At 69.3% G+C, this 19,487-nt stretch carries 24 protein-coding genes; 23 read left to right on the plus strand and 1 reads right to left on the minus strand.

What is annotated here, in order from left to right; genetic code table 11:
- Positions 1–39: 39 nt before the first annotated feature.
- From M3M55_RS10355 to M3M55_RS10375, 5 genes are all read left to right on the plus strand, one after another.
- A complete protein-coding gene (locus tag M3M55_RS10355; protein WP_249009428.1) occupies positions 40–1,518 on the plus strand; it encodes an IS1182 family transposase in 1,479 nt (492 codons plus the stop codon).
- Positions 1,519–1,668: 150 nt separating this feature from the next.
- Positions 1,669–2,199, plus strand: a complete 531-nt coding sequence (gene rsmD / locus M3M55_RS10360; protein ID WP_249009429.1) for a 16S rRNA (guanine(966)-N(2))-methyltransferase RsmD — start codon at positions 1,669–1,671, stop codon at positions 2,197–2,199.
- Positions 2,196–2,693: a pantetheine-phosphate adenylyltransferase gene (gene coaD, locus M3M55_RS10365; protein ID WP_249009430.1), complete on the plus strand. Its 498-nt coding sequence runs from the start codon at positions 2,196–2,198 to the stop codon at positions 2,691–2,693. Before rsmD ends, coaD begins: the two co-directional genes overlap by 4 nt.
- A gap of 17 nt (positions 2,694–2,710) precedes the next feature.
- Positions 2,711–3,175, plus strand: coding sequence for an ATPase (locus tag M3M55_RS10370; protein WP_249009431.1), 465 nt, complete (start codon positions 2,711–2,713; stop codon positions 3,173–3,175).
- 136 nt (positions 3,176–3,311) lie between these two features.
- On the plus strand, positions 3,312–4,649 hold the full coding sequence (locus tag M3M55_RS10375) for a DNA recombination protein RmuC (RefSeq protein WP_249009432.1): 1,338 nt from the start codon (positions 3,312–3,314) through the stop codon (positions 4,647–4,649).
- 21 nt (positions 4,650–4,670) lie between these two features.
- On the opposite strand, the gene M3M55_RS10380 is transcribed toward M3M55_RS10375, so the two are convergent.
- Complete coding sequence (locus M3M55_RS10380) at positions 4,671–5,162, minus strand: dual specificity protein phosphatase family protein (protein ID WP_249009433.1); 492 nt, start codon at positions 5,160–5,162, stop codon at positions 4,671–4,673.
- Positions 5,163–5,212: 50 nt separating this feature from the next.
- On the opposite strand from M3M55_RS10380, the gene M3M55_RS10385 reads away from it, so the two are divergent.
- From M3M55_RS10385 to M3M55_RS10470, 18 genes are all read left to right on the plus strand, one after another.
- Positions 5,213–5,815 carry a DUF177 domain-containing protein gene (locus M3M55_RS10385; protein ID WP_249009434.1) on the plus strand — a complete coding sequence of 201 codons (603 nt, stop codon included), beginning with the start codon at positions 5,213–5,215 and terminating at the stop codon, positions 5,813–5,815.
- A 30-nt stretch (positions 5,816–5,845) separates the two neighbouring features.
- Positions 5,846–6,034: a 50S ribosomal protein L32 gene (gene rpmF, locus M3M55_RS10390; RefSeq protein WP_249009435.1), complete on the plus strand. Its 189-nt coding sequence runs from the start codon at positions 5,846–5,848 to the stop codon at positions 6,032–6,034.
- 21 nt (positions 6,035–6,055) lie between these two features.
- Positions 6,056–7,102 carry a phosphate acyltransferase PlsX gene (gene plsX, locus M3M55_RS10395; protein ID WP_249009436.1) on the plus strand — a complete coding sequence of 349 codons (1,047 nt, stop codon included), beginning with the start codon at positions 6,056–6,058 and terminating at the stop codon, positions 7,100–7,102.
- A 32-nt stretch (positions 7,103–7,134) separates the two neighbouring features.
- On the plus strand, positions 7,135–7,398 hold the full coding sequence (gene acpP, locus M3M55_RS10400; RefSeq protein WP_249009437.1) for an acyl carrier protein: 264 nt from the start codon (positions 7,135–7,137) through the stop codon (positions 7,396–7,398).
- A complete protein-coding gene (locus tag M3M55_RS10405; protein ID WP_249009438.1) occupies positions 7,388–8,146 on the plus strand; it encodes a ribonuclease III family protein in 759 nt (252 codons plus the stop codon). Before acpP ends, M3M55_RS10405 begins: the two co-directional genes overlap by 11 nt.
- A gap of 3 nt (positions 8,147–8,149) precedes the next feature.
- Entirely contained in the window at positions 8,150–11,374 is a 3,225-nt protein-coding gene (locus tag M3M55_RS10410; RefSeq protein ID WP_249009439.1) for a chromosome segregation SMC family protein, read from the plus strand.
- A 182-nt stretch (positions 11,375–11,556) separates the two neighbouring features.
- The gene (locus M3M55_RS10415) at positions 11,557–11,862 is read left to right on the plus strand and encodes a hypothetical protein (protein ID WP_249009440.1); all 306 of its coding nucleotides are present in this window, start codon (positions 11,557–11,559) and stop codon (positions 11,860–11,862) included.
- 60 nt (positions 11,863–11,922) lie between these two features.
- On the plus strand, positions 11,923–12,921 hold the full coding sequence (gene ftsY / locus M3M55_RS10420) for a signal recognition particle-docking protein FtsY (RefSeq protein WP_249009441.1): 999 nt from the start codon (positions 11,923–11,925) through the stop codon (positions 12,919–12,921).
- Between the two features lie 91 nt (positions 12,922–13,012).
- The gene (locus M3M55_RS10425) at positions 13,013–13,450 is read left to right on the plus strand and encodes an NfeD family protein (protein WP_249009442.1); all 438 of its coding nucleotides are present in this window, start codon (positions 13,013–13,015) and stop codon (positions 13,448–13,450) included.
- A 58-nt stretch (positions 13,451–13,508) separates the two neighbouring features.
- Positions 13,509–14,444, plus strand: a complete 936-nt coding sequence (locus M3M55_RS10430; protein WP_249009443.1) for an SPFH domain-containing protein — start codon at positions 13,509–13,511, stop codon at positions 14,442–14,444.
- A 13-nt stretch (positions 14,445–14,457) separates the two neighbouring features.
- On the plus strand, positions 14,458–15,798 hold the full coding sequence (gene ffh / locus M3M55_RS10435) for a signal recognition particle protein (protein WP_249009444.1): 1,341 nt from the start codon (positions 14,458–14,460) through the stop codon (positions 15,796–15,798).
- A gap of 45 nt (positions 15,799–15,843) precedes the next feature.
- Positions 15,844–16,089, plus strand: a complete 246-nt coding sequence (rpsP, locus tag M3M55_RS10440) for a 30S ribosomal protein S16 (RefSeq protein WP_249009445.1) — start codon at positions 15,844–15,846, stop codon at positions 16,087–16,089.
- Positions 16,086–16,349, plus strand: a complete 264-nt coding sequence (locus M3M55_RS10445) for a KH domain-containing protein (protein ID WP_249009446.1) — start codon at positions 16,086–16,088, stop codon at positions 16,347–16,349. The genes rpsP and M3M55_RS10445 overlap by 4 nt, the downstream gene beginning before the upstream one ends.
- 2 nt (positions 16,350–16,351) lie before the next feature.
- Entirely contained in the window at positions 16,352–16,852 is a 501-nt protein-coding gene (gene rimM, locus M3M55_RS10450; RefSeq protein ID WP_249009447.1) for a ribosome maturation factor RimM, read from the plus strand.
- 2 nt (positions 16,853–16,854) lie between these two features.
- The gene (gene trmD / locus M3M55_RS10455; protein ID WP_249009448.1) at positions 16,855–17,559 is read left to right on the plus strand and encodes a tRNA (guanosine(37)-N1)-methyltransferase TrmD; all 705 of its coding nucleotides are present in this window, start codon (positions 16,855–16,857) and stop codon (positions 17,557–17,559) included.
- Between the two features lie 23 nt (positions 17,560–17,582).
- Positions 17,583–18,131 carry a 50S ribosomal protein L19 gene (gene rplS / locus M3M55_RS17640; RefSeq protein WP_371878693.1) on the plus strand — a complete coding sequence of 183 codons (549 nt, stop codon included), beginning with the start codon at positions 17,583–17,585 and terminating at the stop codon, positions 18,129–18,131.
- Positions 18,132–18,159: 28 nt separating this feature from the next.
- The gene (gene lepB, locus M3M55_RS10465) at positions 18,160–18,810 is read left to right on the plus strand and encodes a signal peptidase I (protein ID WP_249009449.1); all 651 of its coding nucleotides are present in this window, start codon (positions 18,160–18,162) and stop codon (positions 18,808–18,810) included.
- A complete protein-coding gene (locus tag M3M55_RS10470) occupies positions 18,807–19,475 on the plus strand; it encodes a ribonuclease HII (RefSeq protein ID WP_249009450.1) in 669 nt (222 codons plus the stop codon). The genes lepB and M3M55_RS10470 overlap by 4 nt, the downstream gene beginning before the upstream one ends.
- Positions 19,476–19,487 lie beyond the last annotated feature (12 nt).

Consider the following 19,487-nt stretch of genomic DNA (forward strand, 5'->3'; position numbering starts at 1 on the left):
CCGGCCGGGTCCGTCCGGCGGGTTTAAGACCATGTGGTCATGAGCGCGATTGTTCAGGACCGGCTGGTTGAGGTAGAGGCCCTGCCCGAGGTGTCGGTGGCCGCGGAGCGGCTGGCGGTGGAGAAGACGTTCCGGGCCTATGACCCTGAGCAGGTGTTGTTGATGGCGCCGGTGCTTCGGGACTGGGTGCCTGAGGGGGATCTGGCGCACTTCGTGTCGGACCTGGTCGATTCCGGTGTTTTGGACTTGTCCGCGATCTATGCGGATTACACGGAGCAGCGTGGCTTTCCGCCCTATGACCCGCGCCTGATGCTCAAGCTGTTGATCTATGGGTACGCGAACGCGGTGACGTCGTCTCGCAAGCTGGAGCGTGCGACCTACCGTGACGTGGCGGTCCGGATGTTGTGCGCAGATCAGCATCCGGACTTCAGGTCGATCGGCCGGTTCCGTGAACGTCATCTTGAGGCGTTGGGAGAGTTGTTCGTCCAGGCTCTGAGGTTGTGTCAGAAGGCGAGCATGGTCGGGTTGGGCACCCTGGCGTTGGATGGCACCAAGCTCCGTGCGAACGCGTCCAGGCATAAGGCGATGAGCTACGGGCGGATGGTCAAGAAAGAGACCGAGCTTGATGTGGAGATCGCCGCGTTGCGTGCCCAGGTCAAGGATGTTCTCGCGGACGCTGCCGCGACCGATGCCGCTGAGGATGTTGAGTTCGGCGTGGATCGTCGTGGTGATGAGTTGCCCGATGAGCTTCAGCGGCGCGAAAGTCGTCTCGCTGTGATCCGTGAAGCGAAAGAGGCATTGGAGGCTGAGGCCAAAGCGGCTGAGGAAGCCCGGCGGGCGGAGATGCGTGAGGAGGGTCGCGAGCCGCGGACTTCACCGTCGGGGCGTGATCCCTTCAAGCCCAAACCCAAGGCGCAACGGAACTTCACCGACCCTGAGTCCAAGATCATGAAAACGTCAGATGGGGCGTTTCATCAGTGCTACAACGCCCAGGCTGTCGTTGACTCTCACACCCAGGTGATCGTGGTCGCAGATGTCTCTGACCAGGCCCCGGATGCCCGGCAACTGGAGCCGGCGTTGGATCAGCTTGATGAGAACTTGGCGGCGATCGACGCGTCATTGCCGGACAAGGCGGCGCTGGTCGCTGACGCCGGCTACTTCTCCGAGGAGAACGTTCGGGTTACTGCTCAGCACAGCCTTGACCCGTATCTCGCGACCGGCCGGTTCAAGCACACAGAACCGCCCGTGCCGGCGCCGCGTGGGCGGATCCCGAAGGACGCGACACCGAAGCAGTTGATGGCACGGAAGCTGAAGACCAAGAACGGCGCAGCTGTCTACAAGCGGCGCAAAGCGATCGTTGAGCCGGTGTTCGGACAGATGAGCACCGTCCAGAACGCGCGTGAGCTGAGGCTACGCGGCAAGGCCGCCGCTCGTGCTCAATGGCGATTCCACTGCGCGGTGCACAACCTGCTCAAGCTGCACCGCAACGGCGGGCTGGTGCTGATCTCGGCCGGATGACCCGCCCCAACGTGCCCTGAGCGGCGCCACCGACGCGCTCAACCCGATTGTCCGCAACCAACCGATCCCGCCCACCGCGAACCTGGCCTGTCCAAGCCGCGCTCACTCCTGCCCAGAACCGTTACCGACCCACGCTCCTAGCCTCCCGGGATGCGCGTGATCGCTGGACGCTTTGGCGGACGGACGCTTCATGCCCCACCGGGGCGAGCGGTTCGTCCGACCTCCGACCGGGTCAAAGAGGCGATCTTCTCGATGCTCGGGCCTCTTGACGGGGCCCATGTGCTCGACCTCTTCGCCGGATCGGGCGCCTTGGGGATCGAGGCGCTCTCCCGCGGCGCGACGGCCGCCGTCTGCGTCGACATCGCCCCCCGGGCGGTCGTGACGATCCGGGCCAACGCGGACGCGCTCGGGGCCGAGCTCACAGTGTCGCGACGGGACGCGATCGCCTACCTCGCCGACGCCGCCGCCCGGGGCCTGCGCTACGACCTCGTCTTCCTCGATCCACCCTACGCGAAGGCCGTCGACCTCGGGCCGGCGCTCAGTGCCGCGCTTGACCCGCTCCTCGCTCCCGGAGCCCGCGTGGTCGCCGAAAGCGATCGCCGTGCGCCGCTGGAGCTCACACTCCCGCTGCGCACCGAGCGCCGCTACGGGGACACACTCGTCAGAATGCACGGTGAATGACACCTGATAACCGCATCGCCGTCTGCGCCGGCTCCTACGATCCGGTCACCAACGGCCACCTCGACGTGATCGCTCGGGCCTCCGCGATGTTCGACCATGTGATCGTCGCGGTCGCCAACAGCCCGTTCCGCAAATCCAAGCCGCTCTTCACCGCTGAGGAGCGCGTGCGGTTCATTCTCAACGCGACAGCGGGTCTCGGCAACGTCTCCGCCGAGCCGTTCGCGAACCTCGTGGTCGAATTCGCCCAAGCCCACGGTGCCAAGGCGATCGTCAAGGGATTACGGGCGATCTCGGACTTCGAGTACGAGTTGGAGATGAATCAGCTCAACAATCTTCAGGCTCCGGATGTCGAGTCGGTTTACCTGATGGCCTCGGCGAAGTACAGTTTCATCAGGTCGAGTGGGGTCAAGGAGCTTGCCACCTATGGCGGCAGCATCGATGACCTGGTTCCCGCCGAGGTCGCCTCCGCTTTGAAGGAACGACTCGGCCGCTGACGAAACAGACGGTGTCAATGGACGTTCTTGTACTGATCGACAAGCTGGATGACCTGGTCCACAACGCCAAGGGCGTGATGATGACCGATCAGGTGCGCGTGGACAAAGAGGAGATCTACGACATCCTCGACCAGATGCGCGCGACGATCCCGGAGGAGATCAAGCAGGCGCGCTGGATCGTCAAGGAGCGCCAGGAGATGCTCGCCGAGGCCAAGCGCGAGGCCGAGCGGATCGTCAAGGAAGCCCGCGATCGCCAGGAGCGGCTCATCTCCGAGGAAGAGATCGTCAAACAGGCCGAGCGGGCCGCTGAAGACATCATCGAAGAAGCCCGCGGGCGTGAGCGCGAGATCCGACTCGGCGCCGAGGACTACGCCGACGAGATCCTCGGTACCCTGGAGACGAACCTGTCGAAGTTCATCGCGGCCGTCCAACGGGGACGCGACCGCCTGGCCGGCAAGGACGAGCCGGCCGAGATGCTCTGACCCGCTCGAGACGGACGGGCCACCGGTGGCGGCCGACGGTCGGCTGGCCCACCGCCGGCCTGTCGTCGGCGCAAGCCGGAGCCCACCCTCCCTGAATTCCGTTCCGTCCGCCTCTGGGCACATCATGGTGAGCTCAATGAGTCTCGCCTTTCTCCTCATCGGGTGTCTTCTCGGAGCGTTTGTGGCGTGGCTGTGGGGACGCGGCCGCATTCACGCCCTCGATCAGGCGCTCGCCGCCGTGGTCTCCCAGGCCGAGCGCGACCTCGAGCACGAACGGGCGCTCGCCGAGCAGCGGGTCAGCGCGGTCACTGCCGCCCAGGAACAGCTCAGCACCGCCTTCCGAGCGCTCAGTGCCGAGGCCCTGGAGGCCAACACCAAGCAGATCCTCGAGCTCGCTCGCGCGCAGCTTGGCTCGGCGCACTCCGCCGCCAAGGGTGAGCTTGAGCAACGTCAGCGGGCGGTTGAGCAGCTCGTCAAGCCGATCAGCGAGCAGCTTGGCCGAGTCGACCAGCAGCTCGCTGCCCTCAAACAGGAGGGCGCGCGCTCGCAGGGGATGCTCGCCGCTCAGCTGCGCGGGATGGCTGAGGGGCAGGACCGTCTTCGCAGTGAGACCGGTTCCCTGGTCACCGCCCTGCGCAAGCCGAACGTTCGCGGGCAGTGGGGCCAGATGCAGCTGCGCAAGGTCGTCGAGCTCGCCGGGATGGTCCGCCACTGTGACTTCAGCGAGCAGGTGAGCTTCAGCGGCGCCGACGACGTCACCCTGCGCCCGGACATGGTCATCAACCTTCCGGGGAGCCGGCACGTGCTCGTCGACGCGAAGGCGCCGCTGCAGGCCATCCTCGACGCCTATGAGGCGCCAGATGAGGAACAGCGCGTCCGCGCAATGGCCGACCATGCCCGCCTCCTGCGCCGGCACGTGCGCCAACTGTCGGACAAGGCGTACTGGGCGGGAATCGAGACGACCCCGGACTTCGTCGTCCTGTTCCTCCCGGGCGAACACTTCTACTCGGCCGCCCTGGAGGCCGACCCCGAGCTGATCGAAGACGCCATGGCCCGCCACGTCCTGATTGCGACCCCGACGACGTTGCTCGCGCTCCTCCACACCGTCGGATACGGCTGGCAACAGGAGAAGGTCGCCCAGTCCGCGCAGGCGATCTCCGACCTCGGACGCGAGCTGCACGGCCGCATCGCGCGTCTGTCGTCGCTGTTGGCGACGCTCGGCAGCCGGCTCAACTCGACGGTCAAGGCCTACAACGACACCGTCGGCTCCTTTGAGACCCGGGTCCTTCCGGGGGCGCGCAAGTTTGCCGACCACGGCGCGGTCGCCGAGGGAAGCGAGCTGCCCGACCTCGACCCGGTCACGCTGTCGGCCCGGTCGCTCAACCTCGGAAGTGAGGATCAGCACGCCGCGCTCGCCGCTGAGTCGAGGGAGGGCAACGGAGCGGTCGTCGAACTCGGTCGTCGCGCCGGCTGATGCAAGTGGTCGGGGACCCGATCAGGGCCGCGGCCGGCGCTGCTCCCACCAGCTGAGGAGATCGCGGACTTGGTGGGGGAGGGGGGAGGCCGTCGGCTTGCGCTCGGCGAGGACCTGCAGGGCCTGTTCGGGCGGACGGTCCTCCCGGAGGACGATGAGCGCCGCGGCGACCGTCGCCGAGCGCTGCCATCCAGCCCGGCAGTGCAGGTACACCCGCTCGCCCGTGTCGAGCCAACCGGCCAGCAGGCTGACGGCCGCCTCGAGATGGTCGGCTCCAAGGCCGCCGAAGTCCGTGATCGCGATCCGGCGTTCCTCGATGCCGTAGGCGTCGAGGGCGATCTCGACCTCGAGCCGGCTGCCGGCGGGATACTCGGACTCCTCCATCAGATTGAGGACGGCCGTGACGCCCTCGGCCGCGACCGCCGCGGCGTCGTTGGCGTCAAACAGGCCGGCACCGACGAGCAGGTCCGGGTGAACGCTCGCCCACCCGTGACGTTGAAACCACTGCGACATTCGCGGACCGAGCATGGCAGACCCCCGCCGGGGCGGGGTAGCCTTGGCCGATGACGTCAGGCACCGACACTCTCGACCTCGCTGCTCTCCGGCTCAGCTCCGGCGAGGGCCGTCGCCTTCGGCTCACCGTCGCGATCGACGCCCTTGCCCTCGGCGGCCACACCTATACCGTCACGGGCAGCGGCCCCTCCGGACCGGGCGAGCTCGCCGGCCCCGACCCCGACGTCACCCTCGACCTCTCACGGATGGTCTCCAACGGCTATGCCCTTCACATCGCCTTCTCCGCCCGGCTGACCGGGCCGTGCATGCGCTGCCTCGAACCGGCCGCTCCGGAGTTCCGCGTCGAGGCGCGCGAGGTGTCCGCGCCTGGGGAAGCGGGCGAGCTGGAGTCTCCGTACGTGACTGGCGCGACGCTCGACCTCGGGGGTTGGGTGCGGGATGCGCTCGTCCTCGCCCTGCCCCCGGCGCTCGTCTGTGACGCGGAGTGCCGTGGCCTCTGCCCTGCGTGCGGGACGAACCTCAACCTCGCGGGGGAGGATCACCAGCACGCAGCGGATCCCGACCCGCGCTGGGCCGCACTCGCCGACCTCACCGTGATCGACACCGGCGGCGAGTCGACCCCGGAGAAGACCCGACCATCGGCGGGTGTCTGACCCCGATCGCCCCTGCTAGGCTGCATCGCCATGGCCGTCCCCAAGCAGAAGCAGTCCCACGCGCGCACGACCCAGCGCCGTAGCCAGCACAAGGCCCTCGTGCCCGCGACCAACACCTGCCCGCAGTGCCACAGCCCCCGGCTTCCGCACCGCGTCTGCCCTACCTGTGGAAGCTACAAGGGGCGGTCCGTGGTCGAGGGTGCCAACCACTTCGACTGATTCCGGCGACGGTTCGCGGCGATGGTGACCGTTGCCGTTGACGGGAACGGGGCTGACCTGGGGCCCTCAGAGGTGGCCGCCGGGGCGGAGATCGCCGCCGGCCACGGGATCCATGTCATCCTGTTCGCCGACGCGAACGGCGTCGGCGATGTCGCTGAGCGTGCCCGACTCGCGGCGGCTGGGGTCGAGCTGATCGACGCTCCCGTGTCGATCGCCAAGGCGCCCAACCCGGCGGCGGCGGTCAAGACGACACCGGAGGCTTCCATCGTCCAAGCCGCGCGGGCCGTCTCAGACGGCCGCGCCCACGCGCTCGTTTCTGGTGGCTCGACCGGCTCTGCCCTCGCGGCCGGCCTGCTCAACATCAAGCGCGACCGCGGGATCTACCGGCCCGCGCTCGCCCTTCCGCTGCCCCGGCCCGGGGGCGATCCGGTCCTGCTGCTCGACGTCGGCGCCAACGTCTCCTGCCGTCCCGAGCACCTCGTCCAGTTCGCCCACATGGGCTCGGCCTTCGCCCAGGCGGTGCTCGGGCGTGCCGCCCCGCGGGTGGCGCTGCTCTCCAACGGTGAGGAACCGTCCAAGGGCACCGAGGATCTCCGCGAGGTGTTCGAGCGGCTCTCCGGGGAGGCAGGGGCCGGACTCAACTTCGCCGGCAATATCGAGGCGACGACGATGCTCAAGCAGGAGATCGACGTCGTCGTGATGGACGGATTCACCGGCAACATCACGCTCAAGGCGATCGAGGCGACGTCCAGTGAGGTTCTTCATGCCGTCCGTGACGCCGCGTTGTCTTCGACCCGCGGAAAGCTCGGCGGGCTGCTGCTCGCGCCGTCGGTCCGGCGGCTGCGGGCCCAGATCGATCCCGAACTTCAGGGCGGCGCCTACATGCTCGGGCTGCGCCAGCTCGGCGTCGTCGCGCACGGTCGGTTCACTCGGACCGGGTTCGCCCGCGCGATCGAGGTGGCCGCCCGGGGAGTGGAGGAGCGCGTCATCATCCGGACCCGTGCAGCGCTCGAGGAGGCAGGTGCGCTCCGGCGGCCCGCTGACCTTGCCCGCGATGTTCCCTCCTAGCCGTCCGTGCCGGTCGGTAGGGTAAATCGCCCATGACCCGTGAGCAGATCCTCGAGGCCGTACGCCGTCACCTCAGTGACGAGCTGGAGATCGACCCCACCACCATCACCGAGGCGACCCGCTTCCGCGAGGATCTCGACGCTGACTCGCTTGACCTCTACACGCTCGTGCAGGAGCTCGAGGACAGCTACGGCGTGACGATGTCCGACGAACAGGCCGCCCAGATCCTTACGGTCGGCCAAGCGGTCGAGTTCGTGCTCGCGAACGACCCGAGCACGACCGCCAGTGGCCACTGACCCGCCGCCCCGCGCGACCGACAACCATCTGCGCGCCGACCCGCCAGCCAAGCTCGCCGCCCTGCTCGACGGCCTGTCGCCCGAGCTTGCCCGCAACGTCTTTACCCACGCCTCTTGGACGACGCGACGTTCGGACTCCTACGAGCGGCTCGCCTTCCTCGGTGACAGCGTCCTCTCGCTCGCGATCACCAGCCACCTGTACCCGAGCCTGGAAGCGGACCGGTTCGGGGCCGGACAGCTCACCAAGGTGCGCGCCCAGACGGTGTCGGGCCGCTCCTGCCGGGCCGTCGCCGAGCGGCTCGGGGTACCCGACCGCCTCACCGCGGCCGCGCCCGAGAGTGCGCTGGCAACCGTCCCGGCCCTGCTCGGCACCGAGCGGGTGCTCGCGAGCGTGATCGAGGCGGTGATCGGTGCCGTCTACCTCACCTTCGGCTACGAGCCGGTGGCAGAGGCGGTCGTGGAGGCGTTCGCGCCTGAGCTCGCCGACGCGCTCGAGCGGCCCGGGGACTTCAAGTCGGCCCTCCAGGAACAGCTCGCTCGTCGCGGCGCCGTTGTCACCTATGTCGTCCTCTCCGAGGAGGGCCCCCCGCACGACCGCACGTTCACCGTCGCCGCCCGGATTGACGAGAGCGAGTTGGGTGTTGGCGTCGGACGGTCCAAGAAAGATGCCGAGCAGGCGGCCGCCCAGGCGGCGCTCGATGCGCTCGCCGGGGGGGACCGGCCCGCCCCGGCGGAGTTCGAGGTCTGACGCGTGTACCTGAAGAGCGTCACCGTCAAGGGGTTCAAGTCCTTTCCGGACCGGACCCGGCTCGAGTTCGGCCCCGGGACGAGCGTGATCGTCGGCCCCAACGGATCTGGCAAGTCGAACGTGACCGACGCCGTTCTCTGGGCCCTCGGCGAGCAATCGCCCGCCGCGGTGCGCGGACAGACCATGGCCGACGTCATCTTCGGCGGGGCCCCAGGCCGTCAGGCGGCATCCGCGGCGGAGGTGGAACTCGTCCTTGACGACTCGGAGGGGCGGCTCGGGATGGGCTCGGAGGTGTCCATCTATCGTCGCCTCGACCGTGGCGGGGACGGCGAGTATCGGCTCAGCGGCGCCCGGTGTCGGCTCACCGACATCCTCGAGGTGCTCTCCGACACCGGCCTGGGCAAGGAGATGCACTCGGTGATCTCCCAGGGCCGCGTCGATGCGATCGTCATGTCCAAGCCGGCGGACCGTCGCCTGCTGATCGAGGAGGCGGCGGGCCTGGGCAAACATCGCAAGCGGCGGCGGCGGGCGACCCTCAAGCTCGGGCACACGCAGGACAACCTCGACCGGGCACTCGACGTCGAGCGTGAGGCGCGCACCCGCCTGAAGCCGCTCAAACGTCAGTCCGAGGCGGCAGAGCTGCACGACCGGATCCACCGCCAGACGTTAGAGGCGCGCTGGGAACTGGGCCGCGATGACCTGCTCCGGGCCCTCACCGATCAGGCGGAGGCGGTCGCCGCCGCCACCCAAGCCCGGACCGAACGAGACCGGATCACGGCGAACCTCGCGACGGTCGCCGCGGCACGGCGGGCGGCCGAGGAGACGCTCGCGGCCCGCTCGGCCCGCCGTGAGGAGCTGTCCCGGCGCAGCTTCGCTGCGCAATCGGCGGCCGACCGCGTCGGTGATCGCGCGGAGGCCGTCGCGGGGGCACTCGCCACGCTGTCGGCCCGGGTCGCTCGGTCCGAGGCAGCGCTCGCGGCGGCGATGTCCGAGCGCGCACAGGATCAACCCGACCTCGAGCTCGAGGCGCGCGTCCGCGCGCTGACGCGCGAGCTGGACGCGCTGGAGCGCGACCGTGAGGCTGAGCTGGCCCGCCAGCTCGCCGAGCTGGAGGGCCAGCGGACGGATGCCGAGACGGTGTTCGGCGCCGCTGAGGCGGACCTTGACGCCGCACTGCGGGTTCGGCATGAGGCTGAGGCCGCCCACGAACAGGCGCGGGGGGCGGTCCGCGACGCTGAGCGCGTCGTCGACGCCCGCCGCCGGGAGAGCGCCCGCATCGGCGGCGAGCTGGCGGCGGTCAACCAGTTTCTGCGTAGCCACCAGGCGGCACCGGGGGGTGGCCGCCCGCTGGCGGACGGGCTCGCGGTCGTCGCCGGGTATGAGCTGGCGGTCGCCGCTGCGCTCGATGGACGACTCGGCGCTGCTGTCGTCGACACGGCCGCGGCGGCCGCCGAGCTGCTCGCCCGGGCCGGCCGTGACGGCGGCCGCGTCCTGATCGCTGACCCCGAGCAGCGGGCGCCCGCGTCTGGGCCCCGAGCCTCGCCTCAGGTCGGCGCCGAGCGCCTCGCCGACCAGGTCTCCGGGGATGGTCCCGCGGCAGAGCTCGCGCGCATCCTGCTCGCCGACGCCTGGGTGCTGCCGGAACTGACCGCCCCGCCCGAGGGGTTCGCTGGGCTGCTCGTCACCCGGGAGGGCCGCGTCCACGCGCCCGCGGCGCGGGAGATGCGCCAAGCGCCTGCGGTCGGGGAGGAGCGGGTGCTCGCCGAACGCAACCGTCGCGAGCAGCTGCTTGCTGACGCCGATGGAGCCGTGCAGGCCGAGCAGGTGGCGCGGACCCATCTCGCCGAGGTTCTCGAGGCGGCGAACCTCCGCAGTGGCGACCGCGACCGCGCCGTCCAGGCCCACCGGGCGGCCGTCCATCGTCGCGACGAGGCCGCCGAGGCGCTGCGGCGTCTCAGCGCCCAGATCGAGCGGCGGCGCACCGCTCCGGATGAAGGGGAGCACGCCGGCCGGCGCGCGCAGCTCCAAGCCGAGCTGCGTGCCGAACAGTCCCGGGCCGACCGTAACGTCGCCGACCGCGCCGCCCGCGCGGAGCGGATCGGGCGGCTGCAGGCGCAGATCGACCGCGACCGGGCACTCGTGCCATGGGTGGAGCGGATCGCCGCCGCGCTGGGCGAGATCATCGCGGCGATCACGGTCCGTCGCGGCGATTTCGACGCCGCGCTCACCGCCGACCGGGCCGCCGGCGAGGCGGCGGCCGCTGAGCTGCGCGAGACCGCCAGCGCCGAGGTGACGCTTCAGAGTGCGTTGAATGACGCCTCCAACGTGCTCACCGGGCGTGAGGTGCGCGCCGAGCGCGCCAACGACCATGTCGCCCAGGCCCGCAGGACCCTCGACGACCTCGCCGCGGAACTCGGTCTCGAGCCCTCGCCGGCGCAGGCGGGCCTCGAGTCCGCAGCACGAGAGGCGCTGAATGATCGAATCAGTCGGCTGCTGCGCCGGCGCGAGCAGCTCGGACCGGTCAACCCGCTTGCCCAGCGGGAGTACGAGGAGGCGCTCGCCCACGTTGAGGAACTCGAGACCCAGCGCTACGACCTGGAGGCGGCGATGCGCGAACTGGAGAAGCTCATCCGTGACACCGACCGCCAGATCCGCGAGACCTTCGAGGTGACGTTCGCCGCCGCGGCCGCCAACTTCGCCGAGCTGTCGGCACGGGTTTTCCCCGGCGGAAACGGGCGCCTTCGGCTCGTCACGGATCGGGACGGTCGGGCTGCGACGCTCGGCGGGCAGGCCGCCACCGGCCCGGGGGTCCCGGACCCGGCATCCGGTGAGGAGGAGGCTCCGGCTGATCCCGACGGGGAGCAGCTCGGGGTGGAAATCGAGATCACGCCCGCCGGCAAGGCGATGAAACGACTGTCGTTGCTGTCGGGGGGCGAGAAGTCGATGACCGCCCTCGCCTTCCTGTTCGCGGTCTTCCTCGCTCAGCCGTGCCCGTTCTACATTCTCGATGAGGTGGAGGCCGCCCTCGACGACCTCAACATCTCGCGCTTCCTCGATCTGCTTGACACCTACAGCGAGCGGGCCCAGTTCATCGTCGTCACCCATCAGAAGCGCACGATGGAGGCCGCGGACGTGCTGTACGGCGTGTCGATGGGCGGCGACGGTGTCTCCAAGGTGATCTCCCGCCGGCTTCCGGCCCGGAGTCCGGCCGCTCCTCTCGCCGCCTGACCGTCGGGCCCGGGGTCCTGGCCGACGCGGCGGCGGGGGCCGGATCGCCGCCTGAGCCCGCGGCGCGGAGCGAATTTCGGGTCCCTTAATGTGGTGGGCCCGGGGGAGGGGGAGAACGTTGGGGGAGAGGTCTGTGTCGCTTATGGCGGGCAGACCGCCCCGATCACGAAAAGGAGCAGCCGATGCTCACGCTCACGCCGACCGCTTCCGCGGCGGTCAACGCCCTCCTCGACAACCCCGATCTGCCGGAAGGGGCCGGTCTCCGTCTGCAGGTGCAACCCGGGACAGACGGCCGGGCCGGGATCGGGATCGAGATCGTCCCCGCCCCCCAGGACGGCGACCAGCTCGTTCCGGCCGGGGACGGCCACGACCTGTATCTGTCCCCGGAGGTGACGGGTGCCCTCGAGGACCAGGTGCTCGACGCGGACCTCAAGGACGTGCGCGTCAGCTTTTCCCTCCACCGGGCCGACTCCGGCGGACAGCGCTGAACCGACTGTGGCGCGGTCGGTCCCAGTGAACCGGCCGCGCCGCTGTTAAGCTCGCCGTCGATGCCGCGCGAGTGGACGGACCTGTTCATCACCGACCATGCGGGCGGCACGTCGCCCGGGCCTGCCCCTGAGCCTGAGGAGCGGCGGGTCGGACGCTTCCGACGTCTGCGTGAGAACCTGCGCAAGACCCGACAGGCGCTCGGAGCTGAGATCCAGGCGACCCTGTTCGAGGAGCTCAACGACGAGACCTGGGAGCGGCTCGAGGAGGCGCTCATCTACGCCGACGTCGGGGCCCGGACGACCGCAGAAGTCGTGGCCGTGCTCGAACGTGAGGCGACCGCGGGTGGCCTCACCGGCGGGCAGGAGCTGACCGATCGACTCGTCGAACTGCTCGCAGGCATCGCCCGGCCGGAGGGGACCGAGGACCGCATCGACCTGCGGGCCAAACCGACGGTGATCTTGATGGCCGGCGTGAACGGGACCGGAAAGACGACGACGACCGGGAAGCTCGCCCACCATCTCAGCCGCGAACTGGGCCACCGTGTCGTCCTCGCCGCCGCTGACACGTTCCGGGCCGCTGCGGTCGAGCAGCTCCACACCTGGGCGGAACGCTCGGGGGCGACGTTCGTCCGCGGTCCTGACAACGGCGATCCCGGCAGCGTTGCCTACGAGGGCGTGCGGACCGGGATCGAGATCGGCGCGGACGTCGTGATCATCGACACGGCCGGCCGGCTGCACACCCAAGACAACCTGATGGAAGAGCTCGCCAAGATCCGGCGGGTCATCGCCAAGCAGATCCCGGAGGCCCCGCACGAGACCCTGCTCACCGTCGACGCCACCACCGGCCAGAACGGCCTGCGCCAAGCGCAGCTGTTCGGCCAGGCGATCGCCGTGACGGGACTCGTCCTGACCAAGCTCGACGGCACCGCCAAGGGCGGTATCGCCCTGGCGATCGCTCACGATCTTGGGATCCCCGTGAAGCTGATCGGAATCGGCGAGACCCTCGAGGACCTCCGTCCGTTCGAGCCGACCGAGTTCGCCCGGGCGCTCGTCAGCTGAGCGAACCACTCCGCCTGGGCCTGGCCGGCAATGCCCGCCCACCCCTTCCCTGGTGGTCGCCCCCGCCGTGAGGAGTAAGCTCTCAGGGACAATGACCGGCTGGATCTGGTGGCTCATCGTCGCCTGTGGTTTCGGGGTTGGAGAGGTGACGCTCACCGCCGGCTTCTGGCTGGCACCGTTCGCCCTTGGGGCCGCGCTTGCGGCCGCCACGAATGCGATCGGGCTCGGCGAGCCGGTCGATTTCATCGTCTTCATCATCTTCACGGTTGCCGCTCTGGTGAGCCTGCGCCCGATCGTCGCCTCGCGACTGCTGCACAGCACGCCGACGCTGCGGACCGGGGCCGCGGCGCTGATCGGACAGCACGCGATCGTCCTTGAACCGATCGTCAACCGTCAGGGGTCCGGGACGGTCCGGATCGGCGCCGAGGTGTGGAGCGCGCGGGCCTTTGACGAGGGCCGCGAGATTCCGGTCGGTGCCGACGTCGAAGTCGTCGACATTCGGGGCGCGACCGCGCTCGTGATGGAGTGAGCGTGCCGGCCGCCGGGTGCGGGCCGGTGCGTGACCCACAGATCAAGGAGCTGAGCAGATGGCAGGGTTGATCGTTGCCGCGGTGATCGTCGTTCTGCTGATCGTCACCGCCGCCAAGAGCGTGCGGATCGTCCCTCAGGCCAAGGCCGGGATCGTCGAGCGGCTCGGCCGCTACCACCGCACGCTCAACCCCGGGATGACGCTGCTCGTTCCGTTCTTCGACACGGTCCGTCCACTGATCGACCTGCGCGAGCAGGTCGTCAGCTTCCCGCCCCAGCCGGTGATCACCGAGGACAACCTCGTGGTCGGAATCGACACGGTCCTCTACTTCACCATCAATGACCCCCGTTCGGCCACCTACGAGGTCGCCAATCCGTTGCAGGCGATCGAACAGATCACCGTGACGACGTTACGCAACGTGATCGGCTCACTGACCCTCGAACAGGCCCTGACGAGCCGGGATCACATCAACGCCCAGCTGCGTGGCGTCCTTGATGAGGCGACCTCCAAATGGGGGGTACGGATCAACCGCGTCGAGATCAAATCGATTGATCCGCCCGCCTCGATCCAGGGGAGCATGGAGATGCAGATGCGGGCCGAGCGGGACCGTCGGGCGGCGATCCTCACCGCCGAGGGAGTCAAGCAGTCACAGATCCTCACCGCCGAGGGGGAGAAGCAGGCCGCCGTGTTGAAGGCCGAGGGTGAACGCCAGGCGGCGATCCTCCGGGCTGAGGGTGAGGCCAAGGCGATCGCCACCGTGTTCGAGGCGATCCACGACGGCAAGCCGGACGCGGAGCTACTGAGTTACCAGTACCTGCAGATGCTGCCCCAGCTCGCCCAGGGGAGCGCCAACAAGGTGTTCGTGATCCCCTCCGAGTACACCCAGGCGATCAACGGGATCGCCCGGGGGCTCGGCAACATCAACGCGCCGGCCGGTCCGACGGACCCTTCGCAGCTCACCGACGGCGGCGGCGACAGCCCACCCGCCCGCTAGCCTCCCGTCCGCGATGCTCGAATCTCTCTCGGAAAAGCTGCAGGCGACGCTCGCCGACGTCCGCGCCCACGGCACCCTCACCGAGGCCGATATCAGCGCTGCGATGCGGGAGATCCGGCTTGCCCTGCTGGAAGCCGACGTCAACTTCCAGGTCGTGCGGTCCTTCACCGGGGCCGTGCGCGAGAAGGCGCTCGGCGGGGACATCATCGGCAAGCTCAACCCCGGCCAGCAGGTCGTCAAGATCGTCTCAGACGAGCTCACCGAACTGATGGGCGGCCAGGCGGAGGAGCTCACCTTCTCCCCACGGCCTCCGACGGTGATTCTGATGGCGGGCCTCCAGGGGTCGGGAAAGACGACCGCCACCGGCAAACTCGCGCGCTACCTCCGCGAACAGCACCGCTCGAGTGTTGCCGTCGCCGCCTGCGACGTCTACCGCCCCGCCGCGGTCGAGCAGTTGATCAAGGTTGGCACCCAGGCGGGCGCCGCCGTCTACGAGCAGGGGACCGACCGCGACCCGGTCAAGATCGCCGCCTGGGCTCGCGACAGGGCGATCTCCGAAGGCAAAGATGTCCTGATCGTCGACACCTCCGGGCGCCTGCACGTCGACGAGGCGCTGATGCGGGAGCTCGCCGACATCAAGCGGGCGATCCGACCCGACCACATCTGGCTCGTCGTCGACGCGATGACCGGTCAGGATGCCGTCAACGTCGCCGAGCAGTTCGGGGAGACCGTCGACTTTGACGGGGTGATCATGTCCAAGCTCGACGGGGATGCCCGCGGTGGCGCGGCCCTGTCGGTCAAGGCGGTCACCGGCAAGCCGATCATCTTCGCCTCCACCGGTGAGAAGCAGGATCAGTTCGAACGCTTCCATCCCGACCGGATGGCCCAGCGGATTCTCGGGATGGGTGACGTCATGTCACTCATCGAGAAGGCGGAGGCCGCCTACGACGAGCAGCAGGCCCGCGAGTTGGAGCGCAAGTTCCGTAAGAACGAGTTCACCTTCGACGATTTCCTCGATCAGCTCAAGCAGATTCGCCGTCTCGGCCCGCTCCAGAACATTCTCGGGATGCTTCCGGGGGTCGGCTCTCAGATCAAGGATCTCAAGGTGGACGAGCGCGAATTCGATCGGATACAGGCGATCATCCTCTCGATGACCGCTCAGGAGCGGCGACGCCCCGAGATCATCAAGGGCCGGCGCCGGCTGCGGATCGCCAACGGGTCGGGAACGAGCGTCCAGCAGGTCAAGGCGCTGATCACCCAGTTCGAGCAGATGCGCAAGGTCATGCGCCAGGTGTCCCAGGGCAAGACGCCAGACCTCGGGGCCCTGATGGGCGGTGGGCCTCGTCGGCGCTGATCCGAGGGACGCAGGGATGACTCGCTGCTACTCTCAGCGCCACCTATGGCAGTCAGACTTCGACTCACCCGCGTCGGCGGACGCAAGAACCCCATCTGGCGCGTCGTCGTCGCCGATCAGCGCTCCAAGCGCGACGGTCGCGTGATTGAGACCGTCGGCCACTACAACGCACAGACCGAGCCCTCGACGATCGTCCTCGATGAGGCACGGATCCGTGACTGGCTCGCCCGCGGTGCCCAGCCGTCCGAGCCGGTCAAGAAGCTCCTCAAGACCCAAGACATCGTCGCTTGAGTGACGAAGCCTTCTCGCCCCGGGAGTTGCTCGAGTACCTCGCCGAGGGGCTCGTCGACGACCCGGAGCAGGTGGCCGTCAAGGAGGTCGCCGCCGATGACGGTGGCGCGACCGTGCTCGAACTCACCGTCGGACCCGACGACTACGGCAACGTGATCGGGCGCGGTGGACGGACCGCGACCGCTCTGCGCACGATCATCAAGGCGGCCGCCTCCGCCTCCGGCGGCGGTCGCGTGTTCGTCGACATCGTCGACGACTGACGGTGGTCGAGGACGGCGGCCAGCTCTTCGCCGGCCGGGTGGCGTCACCCCACGGACTCGACGGCAGTTTTCACGTCGCCGAGCCCGCACCCGGCCTGCTCAGTGAGGGAGCGATCGTCTGGATCGATGCGCGTGCCTACGCGATCGACCGTCGCGCCGGCCACGATCGCAACGTGATCCTGCGACTTGCCGGGGTGGCCGATCGCGCCGCAGCCCTCGCGCTGCGTGGAGCCACGTTGACGGTGCCTCAAAGCGCTGCCCCGCCGCTCGGTGAGGATGAATGGTGGGCGACCGATCTGGAGGGCTGTCGGGTCGTCGACGGTGCCATCCCGGTCGGCACGGTGCTGCGGCTCGTCGCGCTGCCCTCCTGTGAAGTGCTCGAAGTCGCTCGCGCGCAACCGGGGCCGACCCTGCTCATTCCGCTCGTTGGCGACGCGGTGCGAACCGTCGACATCGAGGCGAAGCTGATTGACGTCGACCTCGACTTCCTCGGCGAGCGGTGACCGTGGAGATCGACGTCTTCACCCTGTTTCCGGACGCCTTCGGCTGGTTTGAGACCCAGCGCCACGTTCGCAACGCGCTCGCCGCCGGCCATCGCCTCGCCTACGTCAACTACCGAGACACGACGACGCTCTCCGGCCACGTCGTCGACGACACCCCTTTCGGCGGTGGCGTCGGCATGGTGATGCGCGTCGACGTCGTCGACTGGGCGCTGCGGGCGCGATACGGGGTCGATCCGGTGACCCTCGGAGGGCCCCGGCCCGACGGCGGCGCCAGGCGGGTGATCGCGCTCACGCCCGGCGGGCGGATCCTCGATGACCAACTGGTGGAGGAACTCGCCAACACTCCCGAGCTGACCCTGCTCTGCGGGCGCTATGAGGGCTTCGACGAACGGATCCTCGATCACTACTGCACCGATCGCGTGTCGATCGGCCGCTACGTCCTCGCCGGCGGTGAACTCGCCGCCATGGTGCTCGCGGACGCGGTCCTGCGCAAGCTCCCCGGGGCGCTCGGCCATGAGGAGTCCGTCATCGAGGAGTCCTACAGCGCCGCCCTCGACGGCGCGCCCGAATATCCCCACTACACGCGCCCGGCCGAGTTCCGAGGCTGGACGGTTCCCGACATCCTCCTCTCCGGACATCACGCCAACATCCGGGCCTGGCGCCTGGACCAGTCACGGCTCCGGGGCGGGCAGGCCGCCTCAGAGTGACCCGCTATCCTCAGCCGTCGCCCATGAGCACAGTGATCGAAACCCTGGAGCGCGCCCAGCTCCGCCGCGTACCGTCCTTTGACGCCGGAGACCGCCTGCGCGTCCACTTCCAGGTCATCGAAGGCACCCGCCGCCGGACCCAGGTGTTTGAGGGCGTGGTGATCAAGCGTCAGGGACACGGGGCCCGTGAGACCTTCACCGTGCGCAAGACCTCCTTCGGGGTTGGCGTCGAACGGACCTTTCCGCTGCATTCGCCCAAGATCGAGAAGATCGAAGTCGCCGCCCGCGGTGACGTCCGGCGCGCCAAGCTCTACTACCTCCGTGACCGGGTCGGCAAGCGTGCCCGGGTCAAGGAGCGTCGCAACACCGGGCCGGAGCCCGTGATCACCCGGGAGCTGCTCTACGGGCCGGCGTTCGCCGACGAGCCCGAGGTTGAGGCCGAGCCGGAACCCGCGGAGGCCGTCGACAGCGGCGCCCCCGACGGGGAGGCCGCCGACGTCGAGCCGGAGACGGCTGCCCCGTCCGAGTCCGCCGACTCGGACGCAGACTCACCCACGTCTGCCGAGGCCTGAGAGCCGAGGCCGCGGCGTGAGGTCGCCGTTGGCCTCACGTGATCGCACGGCCCCGGCAGAGCCGGGCTCTGCCTCCGGTCGCACCCGGGGGCGCGCGGTCGTCGAACTGGCGATCATCGCCGTGGCCGCGCTCGCGCTCGTCGCCGCAATCCAAGCGTGGGTGCTCACGCCCTACCGGATCCCGAGCGCGTCGATGCAGCCGTCCCTCGCGGTCGGTGAGCGGATTCTCGTCAGCCGGATCGGGCTCCGCTTCCAGAAACCCCGGATCGGCGACATCATGGTGTTCCACCCGCCGGCCGACGACACCGGCTGCGCCGACCTCCTTCAGGGCCCGGGCGCGCCCTCCGGACAGGCCTGCGACACGGTCGGGCACGTCGAGGGGTCGGTGACCTTTGTCAAGCGGGTCGTCGGCGTCCCCGGGGACCGCCTGCAGATCATCGACGGGCAGGTGATCGTCAACGGCCACCCGGAATCCCGGCGCGGCATCGTTCCCTGTCCGGACAACAGCGCCTGCAGCTTCCCGCGGGCGATCGTCGTTCCCCCGGGCGACTACTACATGATGGGCGACAACCGGCCCGACTCCGAGGACAGCCGCTTCTGGGGCCCCGTGCCCGCCGCCTGGCTGATCGGCTACGTGTTCGCCGCCTACTGGCCTCTCAGCCGGATCGGAACCATATGAGCACGCGACAGGCTCCGGGACCGCGGCTGTTCCGGCACGACCGGCGGCTCGGCTTTCGGTATGTCGCAGGCGCCGACGAGGCCGGGCGGGGATGTCTCGCCGGGCCGCTGGTCGCCGCCGCGGTCCTCTTCGATCTGGAACGCCTGCGCCCCGCCGACCTGCGGGCTCTGTCGGCTCTCGACGACTCAAAACGCCAGCGTCCGGACGTGCGCGCCGCGCTCTATCCCGAGATTCTCCAACGCGCGACGCGGGTGACGATCGTGTCCCGCTGCGCAGCGGAGATCGACCGGCGCGGCCTGCACGTGACAAACCTCGGGGCGCTTGCCGACGCCCTGCTCGGCGTCGCCCGGGACGGGTGCATCTGTCTCAGCGACGGTTTTGCCCTGCCGCCGCTCGGGCAGCCCCAGCGGGCGATCGTCAAGGGTGACGCAACAAGTGCGGCGATCGCCGCCGCCTCGGTCATCGCCAAGGAGACCCGCGACCGGTACATGCGCCGAGTCGGGTCGCGCCTGCCGGAGTGGCGCTTTGGCGAGCACGTCGGATACGGCACCCGCGAGCATCGTGCGGCGATTGAACGCCTCGGCGTGACCCCGCTGCACCGCCTCTCCTTCCGTTCCGCCGCCTATCCGCAGTTGCGGCTGGAGGACCAAATCGGCGAGCGCTGATCCGGCGGGCCG

It is taken from the genome of Conexibacter sp. DBS9H8 (genome assembly GCF_023330685.1).
In the GTDB taxonomy this organism is placed as follows: domain Bacteria; phylum Actinomycetota; class Thermoleophilia; order Solirubrobacterales; family Solirubrobacteraceae; genus Palsa-465.